The 24,544-nt window shown below is 38.9% G+C and carries 21 protein-coding genes and 7 pseudogenes; 21 read left to right on the top strand and 7 right to left on the bottom strand.

What is annotated here, in order from left to right; all coding sequences use genetic code 11:
* The first annotated feature begins 39 nt into the window (after positions 1-39).
* The 6 genes and pseudogenes from CDG55_RS01105 to CDG55_RS01080 all read left to right on the top strand — a co-directional run.
* Entirely contained in the window at positions 40-444 is a 405-nt protein-coding gene (locus CDG55_RS01105; protein ID WP_228252552.1) for a hypothetical protein, read from the top strand.
* Positions 445-849: 405 nt separating this feature from the next.
* The gene (gene tnpA / locus CDG55_RS01100) at positions 850-1,233 is read left to right on the top strand and encodes an IS66-like element accessory protein TnpA (protein WP_087537480.1); all 384 of its coding nucleotides are present in this window, start codon (positions 850-852) and stop codon (positions 1,231-1,233) included.
* The gene (tnpB, locus tag CDG55_RS01095) at positions 1,230-1,565 is read left to right on the top strand and encodes an IS66 family insertion sequence element accessory protein TnpB (RefSeq protein WP_162620820.1); all 336 of its coding nucleotides are present in this window, start codon (positions 1,230-1,232) and stop codon (positions 1,563-1,565) included. The genes tnpA and tnpB overlap by 4 nt, the downstream gene beginning before the upstream one ends.
* Before the next feature lie 74 nt (positions 1,566-1,639).
* Positions 1,640-2,998 (top strand): annotated as a pseudogene (locus tag CDG55_RS01090) (IS66-like element ISAba25 family transposase); the annotation flags it as partial.
* Between the two features lie 575 nt (positions 2,999-3,573).
* Positions 3,574-5,235, top strand: a complete 1,662-nt coding sequence (ltrA, locus tag CDG55_RS01085; RefSeq protein WP_087537482.1) for a group II intron reverse transcriptase/maturase — start codon at positions 3,574-3,576, stop codon at positions 5,233-5,235.
* A 104-nt stretch (positions 5,236-5,339) separates the two neighbouring features.
* Positions 5,340-5,567: pseudogene (locus CDG55_RS01080) on the top strand (transposase domain-containing protein); the annotation flags it as partial.
* Here the strand turns inward: CDG55_RS01080 and CDG55_RS01075 are convergent.
* From CDG55_RS01075 to CDG55_RS01060, 4 genes are all read right to left on the bottom strand, one after another.
* Positions 5,564-5,791, bottom strand: a complete 228-nt coding sequence (locus CDG55_RS01075; RefSeq protein WP_162620819.1) for a hypothetical protein — start codon at positions 5,789-5,791, stop codon at positions 5,564-5,566. The pseudogene CDG55_RS01080 and the gene CDG55_RS01075 overlap by 4 nt on opposite strands.
* Before the next feature lie 12 nt (positions 5,792-5,803).
* The gene (locus tag CDG55_RS01070) at positions 5,804-6,112 is read right to left on the bottom strand and encodes a hypothetical protein (protein ID WP_087537484.1); all 309 of its coding nucleotides are present in this window, start codon (positions 6,110-6,112) and stop codon (positions 5,804-5,806) included.
* 16 nt (positions 6,113-6,128) lie between these two features.
* Positions 6,129-6,533 carry a GIY-YIG nuclease family protein gene (locus CDG55_RS01065; protein WP_087537485.1) on the bottom strand — a complete coding sequence of 135 codons (405 nt, stop codon included), beginning with the start codon at positions 6,531-6,533 and terminating at the stop codon, positions 6,129-6,131.
* A 62-nt stretch (positions 6,534-6,595) separates the two neighbouring features.
* A complete protein-coding gene (locus CDG55_RS01060) occupies positions 6,596-7,552 on the bottom strand; it encodes an Abi family protein (protein ID WP_087537486.1) in 957 nt (318 codons plus the stop codon).
* A gap of 318 nt (positions 7,553-7,870) precedes the next feature.
* Here CDG55_RS01060 and CDG55_RS01050 point away from each other — a divergent pair, with 318 nt between their 5' ends.
* Positions 7,871-9,196, top strand: a complete 1,326-nt coding sequence (locus tag CDG55_RS01050) for an ISNCY family transposase (protein WP_001280601.1) — start codon at positions 7,871-7,873, stop codon at positions 9,194-9,196.
* A 139-nt stretch (positions 9,197-9,335) separates the two neighbouring features.
* Here the strand turns inward: CDG55_RS01050 and CDG55_RS01045 are convergent.
* Positions 9,336-9,704 (bottom strand): annotated as a pseudogene (locus CDG55_RS01045) (IS1-like element ISAba3 family transposase); the annotation flags it as partial.
* Positions 9,705-9,784: 80 nt separating this feature from the next.
* On the opposite strand from CDG55_RS01045, the gene CDG55_RS01040 reads away from it, so the two are divergent.
* The 4 genes and pseudogenes from CDG55_RS01040 to CDG55_RS15430 all read left to right on the top strand — a co-directional run.
* Complete coding sequence (locus CDG55_RS01040; RefSeq protein WP_002002480.1) at positions 9,785-10,627, top strand: carbapenem-hydrolyzing class D beta-lactamase OXA-58; 843 nt, start codon at positions 9,785-9,787, stop codon at positions 10,625-10,627.
* Positions 10,628-10,717: 90 nt separating this feature from the next.
* A pseudogene (locus CDG55_RS01035) lies at positions 10,718-11,424 on the top strand (IS1 family transposase).
* A 173-nt stretch (positions 11,425-11,597) separates the two neighbouring features.
* Positions 11,598-12,425, top strand: coding sequence for an AraC family transcriptional regulator (locus CDG55_RS01030; RefSeq protein WP_000073658.1), 828 nt, complete (start codon positions 11,598-11,600; stop codon positions 12,423-12,425).
* 49 nt (positions 12,426-12,474) lie between these two features.
* Positions 12,475-12,588: pseudogene (locus tag CDG55_RS15430) on the top strand (LysE family translocator); the annotation flags it as partial.
* A gap of 15 nt (positions 12,589-12,603) precedes the next feature.
* On the opposite strand, the gene CDG55_RS01020 reads toward CDG55_RS15430, so the two are convergent.
* Positions 12,604-13,694 (bottom strand): IS4-like element ISAba33 family transposase gene (locus CDG55_RS01020; RefSeq protein ID WP_108565324.1). Its coding sequence is split into 2 segments (ribosomal slippage): positions 12,604-13,154 and positions 13,154-13,694, totalling 1,092 coding nucleotides; the frame shifts between segments, so codons are not numbered across the junction.
* A gap of 41 nt (positions 13,695-13,735) precedes the next feature.
* Here CDG55_RS01020 and CDG55_RS01015 point away from each other — a divergent pair.
* The 10 genes and pseudogenes from CDG55_RS01015 to CDG55_RS00960 all read left to right on the top strand — a co-directional run bounded on the left by CDG55_RS01015 (position 13,736) and on the right by CDG55_RS00960 (position 23,954).
* Positions 13,736-14,269 carry a LysE family translocator gene (locus tag CDG55_RS01015; protein WP_228252551.1) on the top strand — a complete coding sequence of 178 codons (534 nt, stop codon included), beginning with the start codon at positions 13,736-13,738 and terminating at the stop codon, positions 14,267-14,269.
* 135 nt (positions 14,270-14,404) lie between these two features.
* Positions 14,405-15,730, top strand: coding sequence for an ISNCY family transposase (locus CDG55_RS01005; RefSeq protein WP_001280601.1), 1,326 nt, complete (start codon positions 14,405-14,407; stop codon positions 15,728-15,730).
* A gap of 126 nt (positions 15,731-15,856) precedes the next feature.
* Entirely contained in the window at positions 15,857-16,177 is a 321-nt protein-coding gene (locus CDG55_RS01000; RefSeq protein WP_000897307.1) for a type II toxin-antitoxin system RelE/ParE family toxin, read from the top strand.
* The gene (gene nadS / locus CDG55_RS00995; RefSeq protein WP_000369781.1) at positions 16,170-16,442 is read left to right on the top strand and encodes a NadS family protein; all 273 of its coding nucleotides are present in this window, start codon (positions 16,170-16,172) and stop codon (positions 16,440-16,442) included. Before CDG55_RS01000 ends, nadS begins: the two co-directional genes overlap by 8 nt.
* A gap of 493 nt (positions 16,443-16,935) precedes the next feature.
* Positions 16,936-18,411, top strand: coding sequence for an ABC-F type ribosomal protection protein Msr(E) (msr(E), locus tag CDG55_RS00990; RefSeq protein WP_000052512.1), 1,476 nt, complete (start codon positions 16,936-16,938; stop codon positions 18,409-18,411).
* 55 nt (positions 18,412-18,466) lie between these two features.
* On the top strand, positions 18,467-19,351 hold the full coding sequence (locus tag CDG55_RS00985; RefSeq protein ID WP_000155092.1) for an Mph(E) family macrolide 2'-phosphotransferase: 885 nt from the start codon (positions 18,467-18,469) through the stop codon (positions 19,349-19,351).
* Between the two features lie 251 nt (positions 19,352-19,602).
* Positions 19,603-20,148, top strand: a pseudogene (locus CDG55_RS00975) (helix-turn-helix domain-containing protein); the annotation flags it as partial.
* 78 nt (positions 20,149-20,226) lie between these two features.
* Positions 20,227-20,864, top strand: a pseudogene (locus CDG55_RS00970) (IS3 family transposase); the annotation flags it as partial.
* A gap of 356 nt (positions 20,865-21,220) precedes the next feature.
* Positions 21,221-22,225, top strand: a complete 1,005-nt coding sequence (locus CDG55_RS00965) for a cation diffusion facilitator family transporter (protein ID WP_023187986.1) — start codon at positions 21,221-21,223, stop codon at positions 22,223-22,225.
* Positions 22,226-22,265: 40 nt separating this feature from the next.
* Positions 22,266-23,954: a hypothetical protein gene (locus tag CDG55_RS00960; protein ID WP_023187987.1), complete on the top strand. Its 1,689-nt coding sequence runs from the start codon at positions 22,266-22,268 to the stop codon at positions 23,952-23,954.
* Between the two features lie 224 nt (positions 23,955-24,178).
* Here CDG55_RS00960 and CDG55_RS00955 read toward each other — a convergent pair whose 3' ends face one another.
* Positions 24,179-24,493, bottom strand: coding sequence for an ArsR/SmtB family transcription factor (locus CDG55_RS00955; RefSeq protein ID WP_023187988.1), 315 nt, complete (start codon positions 24,491-24,493; stop codon positions 24,179-24,181).
* Positions 24,494-24,544 lie beyond the last annotated feature (51 nt).

The raw sequence follows: 24,544 nt of genomic DNA, 5'->3' as shown, positions 1-24,544 counted from the left end.
GCTGCACCTTTAGCTAAAACAGTCTTCAGCTTACCATTCGTGGTTATTTGCAACAGTGCCCTTTGGACTTCATTTAAAGAAGCACATTCAGCAATTGCTGGATCACGCTATAAAGAAGAATGGTTAGCCTTCAATACAAAGGCAACTAACGAATACAAAGACAAAACCAACTTAGCTTACTTGATGAACCTATATCCAAATCCAATGGTTGTTAAAGCTTCAGCTATGAAGGGATTCCCTGTTAAGGAAGATGTATTCGCTCTATCTGAGATGGTCCAATGGATATGGCGTTCTGCTATTCGTGAAGGTAACCCAATCAATATTTATGTACCAAGCTCAAGAATGCGTAGTTTATTACAGCGTTGGTTAAATGATGAATTTGAAAATTCTGCTGCTGAAGATATTGAAGTTACAGAAGAAGCCGAACAGTTAGAATTAGTTTAAATTGGCTTTGTTGCACAAAGATTTGAAATGCAAAGCGCCCCTAATTGAGCCAAATTTAAGGCGTAACTTGGGTAAGTGGTCGACTTAATTCCGGAGTTTCCTAAATAGAGTAAAAAAAATAAGCCTTTGATTTTTATAATTATTTTATTTTTAATTTCTAATATCTGAACACAAATATTATAGTTTTCTTACTAATCTGCCATACCCTCACATATTTTATCATTAATATTCAATTACTTATATTTTTACTCAATACGTCTTGTTTGCAAATTAGATTTTTTTATATTGCATCAAGTTAAATTATTTTTTCTAAATAAACGTAAGCGTCCGCTGAACACACCTTCTGAATTCATCCTATAAGCCTTAATTTAGTCCCCACTTAGAAACAAGTGGGGACTTAAATTTATGACTACAAATAATCAGACATCCATCGCATCTCTTGCGAAAAAACGAAGAACATACAGTGCTGAATTTAAACAGCAGATCGTTCAGGCTTGTAAAGCACCGGACGTTTCAATTGCTTCGGTCGCTTTGCAACATGGATTGAATACAAATCTTGTATCCAAATGGATTCGCTTAATTGATGCTAAGCCAGGGAATGATCGCTCACCACTACCGAATAAACCTGCATTTATTGCCTTATCTTGCTCTGCACCATTAGATCCTACTCCTACTGACATGTTAAAAGTTCAAATTACTTTACCCCACTCAAAAGCAGAAATTGGCTTGAAATGGCAAGTATCAGAAATACCTGCCTTGGCAGAATTACTCAAGGTGCTGGCAACATGATCCGTATCGATGAAATCTGGCTTTCTACCCAACCTCTGGATATGCGAGCAGGGATGGATACTGTCATGGCTCAGGTGGTGAGAGCCTTTGGCTACATCAAACCGCATTGTACTTACCTGTTCTGTAATAAACGTGGCCATCGCATGAAAGTGCTGGTACATGATGGATTGGGCATCTGGCTGTGTGCCCGGCGGCTGGAACAGGGCAAATTTCACTGGGCTCAAGTTCACCAAGGTGAAACCGTGGCCCTCAGCCCGGAACAGTTACAGGCATTAATCCAAGGTTTGCCCTGGCAGCGCATTGGACGACAGCAGGTGGTGACGATGCTTTAAACCAGGCTGTTCCATTCTGCTATTCTCCAAACGTTCTATTTCCTCTGCGTCATGACCTCAGGCATACTGCGGTCATGAATACGCTGCCTGACTTAAGCCAACTGACCCATGAACAACTGCTGGAATTCACCAGGCAGTTGGCGCTGCAGCATCAGTCTCTAGCACAATCAAACCAACAATTGGATGCCAAAGTTCAACATCTTTCTATTCTCAATCAAAAATACGAGCATGAACTGGCGCTGTTTAAAAAGCACAAATTCGCCCAAAAGAATGAACACTTAACGGCAAAACAAATCCATCTGTGGGATGAAGCGGTTGAAGAAGATATTGCCGCGGTTGATCTAGAACTGGAACGGCTAAATGCAGATAAAACCAATGCAGCGACACACAAAGCAACAGTCAACAAACCTAAACGTCGACCACTGCCAGATCATCTACACACCATCCGTATTGAGCATGAACCTGCATCAACCCAATGTGCTTGTGGCTGCCAACTCCGTCGTATCGGCGAAGATGTCAGTGAAAAACTGCATTTCAGACCGGCACAGTTCTATAAGGAACAGCATGTGCGTGGTAAATGGGTCTGTGATCAGTGTGACACTCTGACTCAGCAAGCGATGCCCGCCTATGTGATTGATAAAGGCATTGCTTCACCTGAATTGCTCAGCCATGTGCTGGTATCGAAGTATGCCGATCATTTGCCGCTGTACCGTCAATGTCTGATCTATCAGCGGGCGGGAATCGAACTTTCTAGATCAACTTTATCTGACTGGATAGGTCGCTGCGGTGTAGAACTGGAACCTCTGGCCAATGCCTTAAAAGAGGTGGTACTACAACAGCAGGTGCTGCATGCAGATGAAACACCGGTCACCATCATGCGGATGGGTGAGAATAATAAAAAACCGAAGAAAGGTTATGTCTGGGCCTATGCCACTACACAGTACAATCCAGTTCAGGCGGTGATCTATGACTTTCAGGATAGTCGTTCAGGCCAGCATGCTGAAGAGTTCTTGAAAGGCTGGCAGGGCTATCTAGTCTGTGATGATTACAGTGGTTATAAAGCACGCTTTAAATCAGGCGATGTCATTGAGGTGGGCTGCATGGCGCATGCACGTCGTAAATTCCATGAACTGCATGTAACTGGGAAAAGTCAGGTCGCTGAACAGGCATTAGTGCTGATTCAGAAACTGTATGCGATAGAAGCAGAGCTCAGGAAAAAGACCGATGGTACAGCGGAAGACCGCCGCGAATACCGACAACAGCATAGTCAACCAGTGATGCAACAACTATATGAATGGCTCAACCAACATCATCTGACAGTGCCATCGAGTTCTCCCACCGCCAAGGCCATCAATTACACTCTGAAGCGTTGGCCAGCTTTAAGCCGCTATCTGGATGATGGCAATCTACCGATATGCAACAATTGGGTAGAGGTGCGACACGAAGTCGCTTAATGAAGTTGTTCCCCCTGCGGGAACCACCCGTGTCACCGGGTGAATCTAGAAGGCTGAATAAAGAGCGCCTTCGACAATGTAACGAGGCACCGTAAGGTGCGGGGTATCAATCGTGAGAGGCGTACTCTTCTGGCAGCCATAGCCGGACAAGGGCTAGATAATCGGTATGGTGAACACATGTGAATCTGCGCAACGATCGTTAAATTGAACGAGCGGAAATGGCTAATACGCTCGAACCAAAACGGTAATGGAGGTGGGAATCGCGTCTTTCTACTACGCATTCGTGACCCATACGCCTCCCGGTCGATAGCAGGCACCTAAGCCGATGTACTTCAGTAAGCGGAACGTGGAAATCCCGTATTACCCCCATTGGGAAAGCAGTTTGCAAAAACTGCCCATGGTGATGCGGGCGAAGGAACGAGGAAAAAGCGAATGCCAGTCTGTAATGGGTTGGATAGAGGTTGAAACATTACCTCACGCGAAAGCGGGCTGACGTCCTTATGGTCTCTCATCACAAGAGAGTGTGTAGAACCCTTTTAATGGAGGGAGAGCAAATGAACGCAGCAGTATCAGCGTGTGCGCCTTCCAGCACATCGTGGGACAGCATCGATTGGATTGCTGTACAGCGTCATGTCAGAGGGCTGCAAGCGCGTATTGTGAAGGCGGTACAAGACGGCAGGTATAACAAGGCGAAAGCTCTGCAATGGCTGCTGACTCACTCGTTTAGTGGCAAAGCATTGGCCGTAAAACGAGTGTCTGAAAACAAAGGCAAAAACACGGCTGGGGTCGACAAGGTGACTTGGAATACACCCAAGGCCAAGACCGGTGCGATGATGTCGTTGAAGAGGCGAGGTTACACGCCCCTTCCGCTTCGGAGAGTCCTTATTCCGAAGAAAAATGGCAAGATGAGACCTCTCGGGATACCCACGATGAAATGCCGGGCCATGCAGGCGCTCCATCTGCTGGCTTTGGAACCCATCGCGGAGACCACCGCTGATCGGAACTCTTATGGATTCAGACCACAACGCTCAACCGCGGATGCTGCAGCACAGTGCTTTGGTGTGCTGTCAAGAAAAGTAAGTGCGGAGTGGGTGCTAGAGGGTGACATTCAAGGCTGTTTCGACAATATCAGCCATGACTGGATGATCGCCAACCTCCCAATGGACAAGGTGATTCTACGGAAATGGCTCAAAGCCGGTTACGTCTACCAAAGCAAGCTGTTTCCCAGTCTTTCCGGAACACCGCAAGGAGGTATTATCTCCCCGGTGTTGGCCAACATGACCTTGGACGGACTGGAAACGATGCTGGCGAAGAGGTTCCCTAACGCCAAATGGACAGGCAAAAAGCTGCAACTGGTACGGTATGCGGATGATTTCATCATCACGGGGTATTCTAAAGAGTGGCTCGAAAATGAAGTTCGCCCTGCCGTGGTTGAATTTCTGGCGGAGCGCGGTCTCGTGCTCTCTCAGGAAAAGACCAAAATCACGCACATAGGGAACGGGTTCGATTTTCTTGGCTGGAACGTACGTAAGTACAACGGCAAGCTACTGATCAAGCCGTCAAAGGCAAACATCAGCGCTCATCTTGACAAGCTGCGAGCATTAATCAATGCAAACAAAGCGACACGACAGGCCACTTTGATCGGTTTGCTCAACCCGATTCTAAGGGGTTGGGCCAACTATCATAGTCATGTCGTTGCCAAGAAGGTTTTCAACCAGGTAGACAACGCAGTGTGGGAAATGCTCTGGCGATGGGCTGTACGTCGCCACCCTCGCAAGACACTCCGATGGGTCAAAGATCGGTATTTCAAAGTACAAGGAGCGCGTCGATGGGTGTTCTCATGTGATGAACAGTCCGCTGATGGTCGGAAGCGACAATACACATTAGTGTCTGCCTCGGACACGCCAATTGTGCGACATATCAAGATCAAGGCTGCTGCTAACCCTCATGACCCCGCATGGGATGAGTACTTCGAATCCCGATGGGGTAAAAGAATGCTGGTCTCCGCAAAGGGGCGAGCCAAGCTGTATCGGGTGTGGCTAAAACAAGGTGGTCGCTGCTGCGCCTGTCTTAAACCAGTCACCAAAGATACACCATGGCACAGCCGTCATATTGTGAAGCTAAGTCATGGTGGAACGGATGCTGTTGCTAATCTTGAGATTTACCATCTGTATTGTCCGAGGAGTGTTCAGTTTGCCAATGTCAACGATGTATAACCGGGTGCCGAATGGCGCCTTAGCAGAGGCTTGAGCCGTGTGCTGGGAAACTCGCATGCACGGTTCTTAGGGGGTTGGACGTAGGTAACTGCGTCTGACTACCCGACAATCAGATGCGTCCCTGGGCGTTGGGACGCAAGAACTGGCTGTTTGCAGGTTCGCTGCGCAGTGGTCAGCGAGCGGCAAACATCATGACTTTAATCCAGTCAGCAAAGCTGAATGGCTTGGATCCGTATGCCTATTTAAGTGATGTGCTGAAAAGGTTACCGACACACAAAGTGACCCAAATTGAAGAATTGCTGCCGCACTGCTGGAAACCTAAATCGAATTAAAAAATAGGTATGGGATTCAGCGGACGCTTACTAATATTCTTATAAACGTCATCATAAATTTTACTGACAGCAGCTACACTTTTGAATTGATTTTCAATTTGCTCAATTGGCTTGAGGATTGGCTTTAAAATTTCATTACTTAATGCTTGATTTTTCGCATGATTTAAATCTTTTTGGGCTTTTTCAATATTCTGTGTTAATAATTCTGGATCAAAAGTTAACAAGTCTTTGATCATTTATTCTATGTTGATTACTTCAATTTCAGTTTTTTCAATAAGTTGTGTTAAAAATAAATGCGTTTCGTCTTTTATCCCAGCTAAAACAATTGGTGCAAAGCCATCTTCTCCTATCTCCTCATAATAAATAATTCCTTCCCTATCTAACTCATATAACCTCCGATCAAGTAAATTCGTATTAGGAAAAATTTTGTTTAAATCTTTCCACATTTCATTGTTTTTAGTATCGATATTACCATTAGAGTCTGAGTACTTAATCAGTGTTTGAAGTAAACGAATATTCTGGAAAGATTTGCTTGGTAAATGCATTAGATGTTCCCAAAAATTAGTCTTGGAGTAGCTCATAGCATGGTCTAAAAGCTATTTGCATCATTGAAAAATTATCTTCTATCGCATTAATTAAAGCATCTAAATACATACAACTAGCATCGTAGTTATACCGCTCATATTCACTAATATTTAGTGATATACAGTCAGGTATTGTTAGGATTTCAAAGAATTCTCTACGATTATTGATTCTATGATCACTTAGAGAGTCATGAGCAATTTTTTCTGCATATCTCATATCTTGTACTTCCCATACGTAATATAAGTACATTGGAAGAGCCGTAGAGGTATTGTGCAGTTGTTTTATACGACTAATTGGGTCCTTCGATAGCCCTACCTTAATTTCATTATTGTTCAGTCTATCTCTAAGGATATAAACATAACCTCTTTCAGTATTAGGCATAAACTTTTCCTTCTATTTTATAAAAAGATATTAATTTTAGATAATTTTTCTGGGAATTTTGGTCAAAACATTCTTGAAAAACTAAATAGCTGATTTCCAATATCAATACATATTGTTTCCAATTGAGCTGTGGTAATTATAGATCTTTGTAGAATCACATCCTCCCCATCTTTCAGAACATTGGTCTTAGCCTTTCCTTGATAAATTTCTAATTCTTGTTTTGAACATACCCTTCGAGCATTATTAAAAATATTAGTTTCATATAAATTCTGATAAATATTTGAATTTATTACTTTAATAAATTCTTCCATCTTATTGATTTTATGACGAATAGTTTCAATTGCTCTTATTGAATTTAGTTTTTGAGTATCACCTTTAATCCAAATAGGCTCATGATGAAAAACCCTATTTCTATAGTTACGAATATCCGTTAAATTATCATGCAAAATCTTTAGAGCTTTATGCGGAGAGGAATCTAAAGTATTAAAATGTTTGAATACTTTACCTAGAGATTGTGGCCATAAGTACTCTTTATTAGTATCGGTCAAATACTTAGGTTTCATGAACCCATTAGTTAATATAAATGTCCATGTTGAAAACTCTGTAGCAGCAATAATTTGATCATGAGAAAATTCAGGGCATGGATCAATCAAACGTTCTCCTCTCTTCAATCCTTGCCGCTTTTTCTCAGCTTTTCGCCAATCTCTTTCTAGTTTTTCTTTAGCATTATCAATATTTTCAATGAAACATTTACAAGCATGTTGAGTGTTATTATAGCTAATTTTATCCCACCAAAATTCTCCGAATCTTCGTTTAGCCTCTTTATCAATCGCATTTCTTATGAAGATTTCTACAAAATGAAAAAGTGGGTATAGGGCACTTGCTCCCTGTTGACTCCATAAATATGCCCCCATTAGCTCATGATCATTAGTTATATCAAAAGTTAATTGGTAAGGAGCTAATCTCACACTTGTTAAAAATGGTGTGAATGACGTTAAAGTTGATGCTAATTCTTTCATTAAACTAATTTTGCATTCATTAAATATTGGTATATACTAATAGATAGAGAGTCTGTTGTGATCGTCTTCCCTTAATAAATCAGTAATTTATTAAGTTCTAGTGATCCTTCGTTATAGACAAAAAATTTGAAAAGCCCACCTTTGGTGGGCTTTTCTTTATTTAAAACTAAATAAATCTATTTAACATAAAATCTCTTATACGAAATCCACATGTAACTCCAAAATAGAAATGTCCGGTTTCTCCAAAGTAAAAATGTCCGCTTTTAGAATATGCACTTTTGCAATTTCGTTAGCGGACGGTTTGATATGTTGGTGTCTATGTCGGATAAAGAACTTAAACGATTGTCGGTCTTGCAAGAAATCTGTGATCAACGCATAACTCAATCCCAGGCTGCTCAGCTACTTCATATTTCAGAACGTCAGATCAGACGCTTACTGCAGAAATACAAAGCTCAAGGTCCCGCTGCATTAGCCCATGCCGGTCGTGGCCAAATCAGCAATTCCAAACTTCCTGAAGAACTCAGACTCAAGTGCCTCAATATTGTTTCTGACCAACTCCATGGTTTCGGACCCACTTTAGCGCATGAAAAGCTCACCACCGTACATGGATTCGATCTTTCAGTAGAAACCCTGCGTTCCTGGATGATTGCAGCTGACTTATGGATTCCTCGATCCAAGCGCCTGAAACGCCCGTATCAGCCTCGTTACAACCGGGATTGCTTTGGTGAACTGATCCAAATTGATGGCTCATATCATGACTGGTTTGAAGGACGCGCTGCTAAATGCTGTCTGCTGGTGTTTATCGATGATGCTACAGGAAAATTGCAGCATTTACGCTTCTGTGAATCAGAATCAGCCTTTGATTATATGATTTCAACACGCTTGTATGTTGAGCAGCATGGTAAGCCGTTGGCATTTTACAGCGACAAACATTCAGTCTTCAGGGTGAATCAAAGCAGCAAGAAAGACACCAAGATTACCCAGTTTGGACGCGTACTCAGTACCCTGAATATCGATATCATCTTCGCCAATTCACCACAGGCCAAAGGCCGTGTGGAACGTGCCAACAGAACCCTTCAGGACCGTCTGATCAAGGAGATGCGTCTGGAAGGTATCAGCTCGATTGAGCAAGCTAATGCCTGGCTACCCTGCTTCATTGAGCAGTTCAATCAGAAGTTCGCCAAGATGGCTTTTAATCCTAAGGATCTACATCGGCCTATCACTGAAACAGCCGAAGAATTAGATGATATTTTTACTTGGCGTGAACCCCGCAGAGTCACGAATAGCCTGACGATTACTTATGATAAATGCGTATATCTCCTGGAAAACACCGAAGAAAATCAAAGGTTGATCGGTAAGTATCTTGAGTTCCTGGAATACCCGGATGGTACTGTAGCCCTCATGCATGATGGCCGAAAGATCAATTACAGCCTCTTCGATAAATTAAGTCAGCTGAATCAGCGAGAGATTGTTGAGAATAAACGGTTGGGTGCTGTTCTGAATCATATCCAACAACAGCATGAAGAACTGGAACAACAAAACAAACGCAATCGTTCTCAAAAGATGCCAAGCAGACGTGCACAGAAAATAGCAATCAAAGAACGAAATCTAAATCCTGTGCTTGACTTGGAATTGTCCATATAGGACATTTCTATTTGGTTATTAGGTAGGACATTTCTACTTAGGAATAACACCACAGAGAGTGTTAGAACCCATTTAAAGTGTCTATATTCTCACCAATAAAAATGTCCGGTTTCTCCGAGGTAAAATATGACTTTTGAACAAAAATAAGCCATTGTTTATTCTTTTTATTTCCAACAAAATTCCAGAACTCATCTACTTCGAGAGATTCATAATGACTTTGCTGAGGCTGAATTTCATAGGTTGATTCAGTTAAAGTACGTAAAACTTTACCGATACTGATGCGCTCAACTTCAGCAATATCTCGTATACCGCTGCCTCTGACCATCAACTGTAATATTTTACGAGTAATACCTGACTTACATCCTAGATAGCTCAGTGCATGATCACCAATAAACTGACGTTTACAGTCTTTGCACTGATAGTTTTGTTTCCCATCTACTTTGATACCATTTTTCTTTATACTATCACTGAGGCAGGTTGGACATTTGATTGCTAGAGTTATTTGCATTTCTCTATTTTATCAAAATCCAATCGGCTTTTTCTTCAGCATACTTTTTGAAACACTACCAAATTTTAAAGTTGTATATCATGAAATTATTAAAAATATTGAGTTTAGTTTGCTTAAGCATAAGTATTGGGGCTTGTGCTGAGCATAGTATGAGTCGAGCAAAAACAAGTACAATTCCACAAGTGAATAACTCAATCATCGATCAGAATGTTCAAGCGCTTTTTAATGAAATCTCAGCTGATGCTGTGTTTGTCACATATGATGGTCAAAATATTAAAAAATATGGCACGCATTTAGACCGAGCAAAAACAGCTTATATTCCTGCATCTACATTTAAAATTGCCAATGCACTAATTGGTTTAGAAAATCATAAAGCAACATCTACAGAAATATTTAAGTGGGATGGAAAGCCACGTTTTTTTAAAGCATGGGACAAAGATTTTACTTTGGGCGAAGCCATGCAAGCATCTACAGTGCCTGTATATCAAGAATTGGCACGTCGTATTGGTCCAAGCTTAATGCAAAGTGAATTGCAACGTATTGGTTATGGCAATATGCAAATAGGCACGGAAGTTGATCAATTTTGGTTGAAAGGGCCTTTGACAATTACACCTATACAAGAAGTAAAGTTTGTGTATGATTTAGCCCAAGGGCAATTGCCTTTTAAACCTGAAGTTCAGCAACAAGTGAAAGAGATGTTGTATGTAGAGCGCAGAGGGGAGAATCGTCTATATGCTAAAAGTGGCTGGGGAATGGCTGTAGACCCGCAAGTGGGTTGGTATGTGGGTTTTGTTGAAAAGGCAGATGGGCAAGTGGTGGCATTTGCTTTAAATATGCAAATGAAAGCTGGTGATGATATTGCTCTACGTAAACAATTGTCTTTAGATGTGCTAGATAAGTTGGGTGTTTTTCATTATTTATAAGAATTAGAAGTTTGAGGTTAATCTATTTTTGGTAGTGTTTCAAAAAGTATGCTGAAGAAAAAGCCGATTGGATTTTGATAAAATAGAGAAATGCAAATAACTCTAGCAATCAAATGTCCAACCTGCCTCAGTGATAGTATAAAGAAAAATGGTATCAAAGTAGATGGGAAACAAAACTATCAGTGCAAAGACTGTAAACGTCAGTTTATTGGTGATCATGCACTGAGCTATCTAGGATGTAAGTCAGGTATTACTCGTAAAATATTACAGTTGATGGTCAGAGGCAGCGGTATACGAGATATTGCTGAAGTTGAGCGCATCAGTATCGGTAAAGTTTTACGTACTTTAACTGAATCAACCTATGAAATTCAGCCTCAGCAAAGTCATTATGAATCTCTCGAAGTAGATGAGTTCTGGAATTTTGTTGGAAATAAAAAGAATAAACAATGGCTTATTTACGCCTATCATCGAGAAACAGGTGAAATTGTTGCTTATGTTTGGGGTAAACGAGATTTAGCTACAGTCTAACAATTGAAGACAAAGCTTAAACAATTAGATATTCACTACACCCGAATTGCAAGTGATCATTGGGACAGTTTCATCACTGCTTTTAAAAATGGTAAGCAAAGTATTGGTAAATTTTTTACTGTAGGTATTGAAGGCAATAATTGCAAAATAAGGCATAGAATTAGGCGTAGTTTCAGAAGAAGCTGTAATTTTTCAAAAAAGCTTGAAAACCATTTTAAAGCTTTTGATTTAGCCTTCTTTTCTTTTACATCAATAATGGCTTCATTTAAAGGCAGCATACTTTTTGAAGCACCACCAAAATTTTATGTTAAGTAGAGACTAAAAATGCCCTTGATTAAGGGCTTACAAGGGCATTTTGTATAAGGTGTATTATGTTAATTTTAGAATTTCTTCATTAGATAATTTTTGATAAGCTAAATCCATTAGGACTAATTAAGTAAATATGAGCAATTGGGTCAATGTCACACAGGATAAGTCTACAGGTATAGAACTAATTCATGCCCACTTCAAAGGCTTTGCATACGATCCTCATCTACACTCAAGTTATCTTATAGGGGTAACAGAGTTAGGACATCAACAATTCAATTGTAGAAAAAAAATTATTGATAGCTATCAAGGTCAAACTTTCATGCTTGAACCTGAAGAAGTTCATGATGGTAATGCACCAGATCCTCTCGGCTTCACTTATAAAATGATGCATTTAGATCCAGCATGGTTAAAAAAAAGCTATGAAGGAATATTTAATGAGCCTATCGAACTTGCTATCGAATCAACCCTACGTTCTGATCCTCAACTTTCACATTTGATACTTTCAACCTACAATATATTGAATAACAATGAATCTCAATTGATGAAAGATACGTATTTAGATCTTTTATTAGAAAACTTAGTAAATAAAAAAATTTTATATAAACGTGAAAAGTCTATCCAGACATTACCTAATATTGCATTAAAGCTAAAAGAAATTTTACATGAAAGTCTCTTTCATGATTTAGACTTACAAACACTCTCAACATTGGTGAAAACAGATCGTTTTTATATTAACCGTGTATTTAAAAAAAACTTTAACTGTTCTCCACATCAATATCTGATCCAACTCCGTTTAAATAAGGCAAAAGAATTGTTAAGAAAAGGATTATCAGCAACAACTGTTGCTTCATATCTTTGTTTTTCTGATCAAAGTCATCTAGGTCGATGGTTTAAACGTTGTTATGGCATAACATTGAATCAATATCAAAAAGCGTGCACAAATGTTCTAGATATATCTTGAAGATATTTATCAAACTAGCCAAATAGTTTATTAATTTTTGGATTTTATTTTGGAAACGATTTTAGCTTTTTGTGCCTTTTCTTTTGTTGCATCAATTACTCCTGGACCAACCAATTTCCTTATTCTTAGTACAAGTCATCAATTTAGTATTAAAAAAACACTCTGTACACGACAAATTTCATAGGGCCCTTGTTCTATCAGGCTTTTTCTTTCTTAAAATTGCGAGCACTTTCTTAAATTCTTCTTTTTTTCCAAAACCAATCAAACGTAGAATAACCATTTGAACATAGTCCAAACCGTAGCGAAATAAACTTATTGAAAGTCGTCCATGCTTCTTTATTTTTATCGCTTTTTTTCGATCATGTTGCCATTCACCTGTTAAATAGCACCAACAGAAACCGATAGCTAGCACTGCTATCAATTTCTTAACTCGTCTAGGGTCTGTTAAACGAGTATTTTCAAGATTGAATCCACGTCCTTTGAGACAACTAAATAAGGTTTCGATTTCCCAGCGTAATGCATAATCACGAATAGCAGAAGCATTAAACATAGGAGAAACAACAAGTAAAAGTTCTCCATCTTCTAATCGTAGCGCACTAATATACAGTTTCACTCGACCAACCCAAATACGTCGTTTACGACATTCTGTTTGACCAACTTGAAGATGACGAAATAAATCACTAATTTTATGATTCTTGGCTAAGTGATTGGTCACAATAAAGTTTTTTTAACACGTATACAGAAGTGAATGTCATTTTCAATTAACCATGTAAACCATTTCTCACCGATAAATTCTCTGTCTGCGAACACATTCACAATACGATCTTTACCAAAAATGGAGATAAAGCGTTGAATCAAAGCAATACGCTCTTTTGTATCTGAATTGCCACGTTTATTGAGCAATGTCCAAACAATAGGTATCGCTATTCCACGATAGACGATGGCTAACATCAAGATATTGATATCTCGTTTTCCCCATTTCCAGTTGGTTCTATCCAAAGTTAATTGGACTTTATCGAATGAAAATATATTGAAAATTAACTGAGAAATTTGACGATAATCGAAATACTGATCTGCAAAGAAGCGTTGTATACGTCGATAAAATGATTGTGGTAAGCACTTGATGGGTAAGGCTTTAGATGCAGAAGAAAGATTACATGTCTGTTTTACAATTAATGCAAGCATAATCAGTGTAAAACATTTTGCATGTGACTTGTTCCACTTTAGATATTTGTTTAAGATGAGATGTAACTCATTGAAATGTGTCATCATATTCGTCGTCAGAAAACAAGTATTATGCCATTATTTCAATGAGTTATCTTTTTTTGTCGTGTACAAAGAAAAAAACATTAGGCTTAATCTTCGGTGGAAGTATTGGTGCTGCATCATTAGTCTTAATTACAGGACTTGGAATTGGTACAACACTCAATGAATACCCCAAGATTCAATTAATATTAAGTTTCACTGGCGGCATTTGGTTAAGCTATATTGGATGGAAAATTTTTAATTATAGACCTGATCTAGAATCTAAAATCCAAAATCAAAATAAGAAAAATGGTTTTTTTACAGGCTTCTTTTTACAGTTTATCAACCCTAAAAGCTGGTTGATGGCTATTGCTGTTATTACTGTTTATACAGCACAACTAGCTAACTACTATCAGTCACTCATTCTATTTTCATTCATCTTTATGCTGATTTCTCTACCTTGTTTATTTATTTGGGCTTATTTAGGAAAAATCACAAAAAAAATACTTTCTACAGCTCATCATATGGTGCTCTTTAATCGAGTATTAGGTACTGTTTTACTTATTTCAGTATGGTATCCAATATTGCATGCTATTTAACATAATGGCTGTTATGCGAAACAGAGAGTGTAACTCCAAAATAGAAATGTCCGGTTTCTCCAAAGTAAAAATGTCCGCTTTTAGAATATGCACTTTTGCAATTTCGTTAGCGGACGGTTTGATATGTTGGTGTCTATGTCGGATAAAGAACTTAAACGATTGTCGGTCTTGCAAGAAATCTGTGATCAACGCATAACTCAATCCCAGGCTGCTCAGCTACTTCATATTTCAGAACGTCAGATCAGACGCTTACTGCAGAAATACAAAGCTCAAGGTCCCGCTGCATTAGCCCATGCCGGTCGTGGCCAAATCAGCAATTCCAAACTTCCTGAAGAACTCAGACTCAAGTGCCTCAATATTGTTTCTGACCAACTCCATGGTTTCGGACCCACTTTAGCGCATGAAAAGCTCACCACCGTACATGGATTCGATCTTTCAGTAGAAACCCTGCGTTCCTGGATGATTGCAGCTGACTTATGGATTCCTCGATCCAAGCGCCTGAAACGCCCGTATCAGCCTCGTTACAACCGGGATTGCTTTGGTGAACTGATCCAAATTGATGGCTCATATCATGACTGGTTTGAAGGACGCGCTGCTAAATGCTGTCTGCTGGTGTTTATCGATGATGCTACAGGAAAATTGCAGCATTTACGCTTCTGTGAATCAGAATCAGCCTTTGATTATATGATTTCAACACGCTTGTATGTTGAGCAGCATGGTAAGCCGTTGGCATTTTACAGCGACAAACATTCAGTCTTCAGGGTGAATCAAAGCAGCAAGAAAGACACCAAGATTACCCAGTTTGGACGCGTACTCAGTACCCTGAATATCGATATCATCTTCGCCAATTCACCACAGGCCAAAGGCCGTGTGGAACGTGCCAACAGAACCCTTCAGGACCGTCTGATCAAGGAGATGCGTCTGGAAGGTATCAGCTCGATTGAGCAAGCTAATGCCTGGCTACCCTGCTTCATTGAGCAGTTCAATCAGAAGTTCGCCAAGATGGCTTTTAATCCTAAGGATCTACATCGGCCTATCACTGAAACAGCCGAAGAATTAGATGATATTTTTACTTGGCGTGAACCCCGCAGAGTCACGAATAGCCTGACGATTACTTATGATAAATGCGTATATCTCCTGGAAAACACCGAAGAAAATCAAAGGTTGATCGGTAAGTATCTTGAGTTCCTGGAATACCCGGATGGTACTGTAGCCCTCATGCATGATGGCCGAAAGATCAATTACAGCCTCTTCGATAAATTAAGTCAGCTGAATCAGCGAGAGATTGTTGAGAATAAACGGTTGGGTGCTGTTCTGAATCATATCCAACAACAGCATGAAGAACTGGAACAACAAAACAAACGCAATCGTTCTCAAAAGATGCCAAGCAGACGTGCACAGAAAATAGCAATCAAAGAACGAAATCTAAATCCTGTGCTTGACTTGGAATTGTCCATATAGGACATTTCTATTTGGTTATTAGGTAGGACATTTCTACTTAGGAATAACAAGAGAGATCTACCAGCTCTCGTTTTTTGTTATGGAAACTGCTAAAATTCAAATACGCCATTGACGTATAAAGAGTCCATGTTATTTATTGAAACCAGCATCTTTACCAAGCAAATTAAAGACCTTGTATCTGATGAGGAATATCGTCAACTTCAGCAAGATCTTTTGGTACAGCCTGATAGAGGTGACCTAATCAAGAATGGCGGTGGTATTCGCAAAGTACGTTGTGCTCAAGGTAACAAAGGGAAAAGTGGTGGGATACGGGTGATTTATTATTGGGTCACCGAGGATGATCAGATCTTTTTCTTAGTGGCTTATCCAAAATCAGTAAAAGATAATTTAACAGATAAGGAAACCGCCATTCTGCACCAACTCGTGAAGGAGCAATTTCATGGATAACAACTTATTTGATGACTTGGTTGCTTCAATCAAAGAAGCTGGAGCTATCAAACGTAAAGAAGTTAAAGCAAGCCGAGTTACAGAACTCGAATTGCCTGATATTAAAGAAGTACGTGAAAAAACTGGCTTGAGCCAAAATGAATTTGCTGCACGTCTACATATTAGCCCCCGTACCCTGCAAAATTGGGAACAGGGACGACGCTATCCAACTGGACCAGCAGCTACATTGATTCGAATTTTAGATGCTCACCCAAGCCTTATTTGAAAAAATTACTTAAAAAATGGGAGCTTAAGGCTCCCATTTTTTTATTCGTATAAGGTGTATTATGTTAATTTTAGAAAATCTTCACTACTATTATTTTAAAATAAGCCTTATATCCAAGCATAAAACAAGGTTGTCTAGACTTCTTTTAACAGTAAAGTTATCATAAAACTGAATTTTATTTTTTAGGTAAGTTTATGCATTCTATCCGCATTCGTTAAGACACAACTATTTGCATAGTGACACTATTTTATAATGGTGGGCTTTTGTTGTGTCTTTAAGAATATATGCGGATATATAAAGTAAAAGTATGCTTAATTTATAAGTATGCTTTTAGTGCATAGTTTCCAGTTATAACTTAATTGACTAGCTATTTGTCCACCCTGTGGATGAATAGCTTTTTTTTTGGGAGGACACTGTGATGCTAGCTTTTGTTTTCACCTAAATCCTGTTTGCTGCATAAAAAATTTCAAGAGCTAAACAGGAGTAAATAAAAATGAGTTTAATTATTAAAGCGAGAAACATACGCTTGGATTATGCTGGGCGTGATGTTTTGGATATTGATGAATTGGAAATTCACTCTTATGACCGTATTGGTCTTGTGGGTGATAACGGAGCAGGAAAGAGTAGTTTACTCAAAGTACTTAATGGCGAAATTGTTTTAGCCGAAGCGACATTACAGCGTTTTGGTGATTTTGCACATATCAGCCAACTGGGCGGAATCGAAATAGAAACGGTCGAAGACCGGGCAATGTTATCTCGCCTTGGTGTTTCCAATGTACAAAACGACACAATGAGTGGCGGAGAGGAAACTCGTGCAAAAATTGCTGCCGCATTTTCCCAACAAGTACATGGCATTCTAGCGGATGAACCAACCAGCCACCTTGATCTCAATGGAATAGATCTACTTATTGGTCAACTTAAAGCATTTGATGGAGCATTACTTGTTATCAGTCATGACCGATATTTTCTTGATATGGTTGTAGACAAGATATGGGAGTTAAAAGACGGTAAAATTACGGAATATTGGGGTGGTTACTCGGATTACTTGCGTCAAAAAGAAGAAGAGCGACAACACCAAGCCGTAGAATATGAGCTGATGATGAAGGAACGGGAGCGATTAGAATCTGCTGTGCAAGAAAAACGCCAGCAAGCTAATCGATTAGACAATAAGAAAAAAGGAGAAAAATCCAAAAACTCTACCGAAAGTGCTGGACGACTTGGGCATGCAAAAATGACTGGCACCAAGCAAAGAAAACTGTATCAGGCAGCTAAGAGTATGGAAAAGCGTTTGGCTGCATTAGAAGATATTCAAGCACCAGAGCATTTGCGTTCTATTCGTTTTCGTCAAAGTTCAGCCCTAGAACTGCACAATAAGTTCCCGATTACGGCAGATGGTCTGAGCTTAAAATTTGGTAGCCGTACTATCTTTGATGACGCTAACTTTATAATACCGCTTGGCGCTAAAGTCGCTATAACTGGATCGAATGGAACAGGGAAAACGTCCTTGTTAAAAATGATATCAGAACGTGCTGATGGATTAACCATATCTCCAAAAGCTGAAATTGGCTACTTTACACAAACAGGATATAAATTTAACACGCATAAATCTGTGCTCTCCTTTATGCAGGAAGAGTGCGAGTACACAGTTGCGGAAATTCGTGCAGTATTGGCTTCAATGGGGATCGGAGCGAATGATATTCAAAAAAACTTATCCGACTTATCGGGAGGTGAAATCATCAAACTGCTTTTATCCAAAATGCTTTTAGGAAAATATAATATTTTGCTTATGGATGAACCAGGAAACTATCTTGACCTAAAAAGTATTGCCGCATTAGAAACAATGATGAAGTCCTATGCAGGAACTATTATCTTCGTATCTCATGACAAGCAATTGGTCGATAATATTGCTGACATTATCTACGAGATCAAAGACCACAAAATCATCAAGACTTTTGAGAGAGATTGTTAATGATAGCCAATCTAATCCGAACATTAATTATTGAACTCTTTAAAGGAAATTAAAAATGACAATTCAAGATATTCAATCACTTGCTGAAGCACACGGCTTGTTGCTTACGGACAAAATGAATTTCAATGAAATGGGCATTGATTTTAAGGTCGTTTTTGCTCTTGATACAAAGGGGCAACAATGGTTGCTGCGTATTCCTCGTCGTGATGGCATGAGGGAACAAATCAAGAAAGAAAAACGCATTTTAGAATTGGTAAAAAAACATCTTTCTGTAGAGGTTCCTGATTGGAGAATTTCATCTACAGAATTAGTGGCTTATCCCATACTTAAAGATAATCCTGTTTTAAATTTGGATGCTGAAACCTATGAAATAATTTGGAATATGGACAAAGATAGCCCGAAATACATAACATCTTTGGCAAAAACCTTATTTGAAATCCATAGTATTCCTGAAAAAGAAGTTCGGGAAAATGATTTGAAAATTATGAAACCTTCAGATTTAAGACCTGAAATAGCAAACAATTTGCAGTTAGTAAAATCTGAAATTGGTATAAGTGAGCAATTGGAAACCCGCTACAGAAAATGGTTGGATAATGATGTTCTATGGGCAGATTTCACCCAATTTATACATGGCGATTTATATGCTGGGCATGTACTAGCTTCAAAGGATGGAGCTGTTTCAGGCGTTATTGATTGGTCAACAGCCCATATAGATGACCCAGCGATTGATTTTGCTGGGCATGTAACTTTGTTTGGAGAAGAAAGCCTCAAAACTCTAATCATCGAGTATGAAAAACTAGGGGGTAAAGTTTGGAATAAACTATATGAACAGACTTTAGAAAGAGCAGCGGCCTCTCCTTTGATGTATGGTTTATTTGCCTTAGAAACTCAAAATGAAAGCCTTATCGTTGGAGCAAAAGCTCAGTTGGGAGTTATATAATTTAAAAATATGATTGCTGAGAACTGCCTTGTTTTGAAACTTGGTTGGCTTTAATTAGTTTTTAGTATTCTTTATAGAAAATGCCTCGATCAAGGGGCATTTCTAACAATCATTTAACATAAAATTTCTTATGTGAAGTAACAGTGTAACTCCAAAATAGAAATGTCCGGTTTCTCCAAAGTAAAAATGTCCGCTTTTAGAATATGCACTTTTGCAATTTCGTTAGCGGACGGTTTGATATGTTGGTGTCTATGTCGGATAAAGAACTTAAACGATTGTCGGTCTTGCAAGAAATCTGTGATCAACGCATAACTCAATCCCAGGCTGCTCAGCTACTTCATATTTCAGAACGTCAGATCAGACGCTTACTGCAGAAATACAAAGCTCAAGGTCCCGCTGCATTAGCCCATGCCGGTCGTGGCCAAATCAGCAATTCCAAACTTCCTGAAGAACTCAGACTCAAGTGCCTCAATATTGTTTCTGACCAACTCCATGGTTTCGGACCCACTTTAGCGCATGAAAAGCTCACCACCGTACATGGATTCGATCTTTCAGTAGAAACCCTGCGTTCCTGGATGATTGCAGCTGACTTATGGATTCCTCGATCCAAGCGCCTGAAACGCCCGTATCAGCCTCGTTACAACCGGGATTGCTTTGGTGAACTGATCCAAATTGATGGCTCATATCATGACTGGTTTGAAGGACGCGCTGCTAAATGCTGTCTGCTGGTGTTTATCGATGATGCTACAGGAAAATTGCAGCATTTACGCTTCTGTGAATCAGAATCAGCCTTTGATTAAGAGATGGATCCGGAAATTTGAACAACTCCTATAAGTGATACTCTGCTCCTCAAATGATGTTATAAACATCAATATATGGAGTATTTTATGGCACGTAGACCAAGAAGAAATCATTCAAACGACTTTAAGGCTAAGGTAGCACTTGCTGCGATCAAAGCAGAAAAAACACTTGCTGAATTGAGTTCTGAGTTTGATGTTCATCAAAACCAAATTATTGACTGGAAAAATCAATTGATCTCAGCTTCCTCACAAGCTTTCGATCAATCAAAAGCTCCATCAGAACCTCCCATTGATCTTAAAAAGTTACATGCAAAAATCGGTGAGCAGGCATTAGAAATTGATTTTTTAGAAGGTGTGTTGAAGAAACTGGGCCGCTTCAACCACAAAAGTTAATCGATCACTCACTTCAGATTTCAGTATCTAAACAAGCTAAGTTACTGAAAGTCTCTCGTGGTTGTTATTATTATCGCCCAAAACCTGTTAGCTCATCAGATCTGAAGCTGATGCGATGTATTGATGAATTACATATGCAATATCCTTTTGCAGGCAGTCGTATGATGCGTGATTTGTTGAATCGTCAAGGGCATCATATAGGACGACGTCATACACGTACTTTAATGAAGAAAATGGGTATTCAGGCGTTATATTGCAAACCAAATTTAAGCCAGGCTAATCAAGCTCACCGTAAATATCCATATCTGCTCAAAGGATTGGGGTGATCTGAATAGATTATACAAATGAACATATATTTATATGAATTATTAAAAAGTGAATTTCTATAAGTTTAATAGTCCGTTTTTTCAGCTTTATAAAACATACCTCCGTCTATGGAAATTAAATTCATGCAATATCCCTCCAGTATTAGACTGTCAAATTATTCATTTTATCCTAAGTAGAAATTTCTCTTAGAATAAGTAAAAACAGTATTACTTTAGAAAATTTGATTCCCTATTAGCTCAAAAATGGCACATGCCATTGATTATATTAAAATTAATAAATTAAATTTGACAATTTTTACATATGAACATATATTCATATGTAAAAATATATACATGTTAGGTTTTTATACATGAGTAATCAACGCGATCACAATCATAAATGTCATGATCATTCGCATGAAGGTCATGATCATTCGCATGAAGGTCATGATCATTCACATGTTCCTGATGTGAGTAACGGAAACGAAAGAAAAATTCTGATTTCGTTTTTTATCATTTTCGGGTTCATGCTTGTAGAAGCCACTGGAGGAATCATCTCTGGTTCACTCGCACTTCTGGCTGATGCAGGGCATATGCTTACAGATGCCGTTGCCTTAGGTTTAGCTTATGCTGCCTTTCGTTTCGGTCGCCGCATTGCAGATAATTCAAAAACATTTGGATACATGCGATTCGAAGTTATTGCTGGCTTAATGAATTCTCTTACATTATTCGCAATCGTTGGATGGATTATTTATGAGGCTATTGAACGCTTTCAATCACCTCAACCTGTCATGGCAGGACCGATGTTTATCGTTGCTATTATAGGTATGCTCGTTAACTTATTTGTTTTATGGTACTTAACAAGAGGCGATACAGAACATGTCAATGTTAAAGGAGCTATTCTCCATGTAATGGGCGATTTACTCGGCTCTGTTGGAGCAATTATTGCTGCCATAGTGATTTGGTACACAGGCTGGACTCCTATCGATCCAATTTTATCTGTTCTAGTTTCTTTACTTGTACTACGCAGCGCATGGTCTTTATTTAAACGTACTCTTCATATTTTACTTGAGGGTGCTCCTGAGAATGCTAATGCCCAAGAGATCACTGAATATCTTTTGAAAAATGTAAGTGGTATTGAAAAAATTACCCATATACATATTTGGATGATTACATCAGGTAGATCTATGGCAACGTTGCATGTCAAACCCAAAGATGGAGTTGACCTCGCGACATTAACTCTCAACATTGAGAATGAGCTAAAATCCAAATTTTCTATTGAACATCCAACTATAGCCATTGATTGGCAAGGCAATAGTACTTGTAGCTTAGAAAACCCAACTCAAATTGATCCACACGCTGGACATAATCACTAACCTTAAATCTTTATTGTTATTCACTGATGAGGAGACTTTAATGTCTGATAAATACTACAATTTAGGAGATTACCAGCGTCAAATAACTACGTCATCTCCTGATACTCAACTTTGGTTTGATCGTGGCTTATTATGGACATATTGTTTCAATCCGAGTGAAGCCATAAATTGTTTTAAGAAAGCTCTAGAACATGATGCAAAATGCGCAATGGCTTATTGGGGCATCGCCTTTGCATCTGGTCCAAATTACAATAAAGCTTGGCATTTATTTGATCCTTCAGACTTACAGAATACCATTCCATATATTAATGAAATTATGGAACAAGCAAAGTTAGCAGCGACTCATAATGCGACACAATTTGAGAAAGATTTAATTGATGCCCTTGCTCCACGCTTTCCAAAACACGTGACTATAGATGAACAAGACTTTCATGAGCTGAATTTTGCATATGCTCAAGCTATGAGATCATTTTATGAAAAATATTCTAATGATCTTGATGCAGCTGCAATGTTTGCAGATGCACTCATGTGCTTGAGCCCTCGTAAATTGTGGGATTTAGATACCGGTGAAGCCATAGGTTTAGGTACAGTTGAAGCTAGAAACGTGCTTGAAGTTGCTTTCACTAAACCTGGGGCAAATCGTCATCCTGTAATTAATCATCTCTATATACATTTAATGGAAATGTCACCTTATCCTGAAGTTGCATTGCCAGCTGCTGATAACCTTCGTAATTTATCACCTGATGGGTCACATTTAGCCCATATGTCCACACATATTGATAATGCATGCGGAGATTGGCGTCGAGTGGTTTATTCTAATCTTGATGCAATCGCAGCCGATGAAAGATATTTTTCTAGAGAAAAGAATCCAGGTGGTTGGAATATCTTGTATCGCGTTCATAATTTAATGGTAGGTGCTTATGGTGCAATGATGGCAGGTAAATCACAGGAAGCGTTATTTATGGCTCATCGTATCAATGACATTTTAACACCCGAAGTACTACATATCACTACACCGCCAATGGCTAATTTAACTGAAAGCCATTGCACAACACTACCACATGTTATGATTAGATTTGGCATGTGGGAAGATATTCTGAAACTTGAGCTACCTAAAGATAAAGGTCTATATAGTTCCACAACCGCAATGATTCACTACGCAAAAGGCATAGCATTTGCTTCATTAAGAAGAGTTAAAGAGGCCGAAAAAGAAAGAGAGTCTTTTATAAAAGCAGTAGCTAATGTATCAGAAGAGCGCTTTAACTCTATACCTGTTAAAGAGGTCGAAGCTTTAAAAATTGCTGCCAAAATGATTCATGGCGAAATTGAGTATCGTAAAGGTAATACGAAAGAAGCATTCGCAATCTTGCGAGAAGGCATTAAATTAGAAGATGCTCTTCCTTATTGTGATCCTCCAGCTTGGTTACAACCAGTTCGGCATGCATTCTGCGCACTTAATATGGAACAAGGAAACTTTGAAGTAGCAGCCCAAGAATATCGGATTGAACTGGGGCTAGAAGGTGACCTTGGACGTCGCCGAATTCGCCCTAACAATGTATGGAGTCTTCATGGACTTTATGAGTGTTTAGCAAAACTAGGTCTAGAGAAAGAAGCTCGAGATATTTCGCTGCAACGTGATATAGCACTTGCCTCGGCTGATATTAATATTGAAGCATCCTGTTTCTGCCGATTAAGTGCATTTGAAGATAACACTACAAGTTGCTGTTAAAAACAGATAGCACTTTCCTCAAATAGATATCAAGGCATATAGCTAGACATTTCTTAATTATATGCCCTTGATCTTAACTTTTTGTAGATGATACTGATAACTTAAATAAATGCATGATATATTTCTTGTTTAGAGTAATAAAAATAAAGAATTCCTATAACCCTCTTTCCCCTTAAAGTTATTTAATTTAGATATTTTTGCAATACATTACGTACTACTATAAATTAGTGCTCCTCACTAATATGACTTGCCATATCTAATAAAACCTGACTAACATGTAAATCATCAATCTCATAAAATACTTGTTTAGATTGTCTTTCGCCTTTGACTAAACGAGCTGAACGCAATAAACGAAGATTATGACTGACTAAAGATTGGGATAAATCAAGAGCATCACTGATTTCACCTACTGAACTAGGCCCCCGCATACAAAAAAGTAGAATTTTAAGTCGTGAAGCATCACCTAATAGCCGAAATGTTTCAGCTAAAGACATAATCTCATCTTGAGATAATGGTATCGGGTGATTATTAAAATTCATACTAATACTTAAATTCCTATTATTTAGAAAATATATATGTTTACATATTCT

Source organism: Acinetobacter sp. WCHA45 (assembly GCF_002165255.2).
Classification (GTDB): Bacteria; Pseudomonadota; Gammaproteobacteria; order Pseudomonadales; family Moraxellaceae; genus Acinetobacter.
The sequence above is the reverse complement of the archived record's forward strand: the minus strand, read 5'-3'. Positions and strand labels throughout refer to the sequence as shown.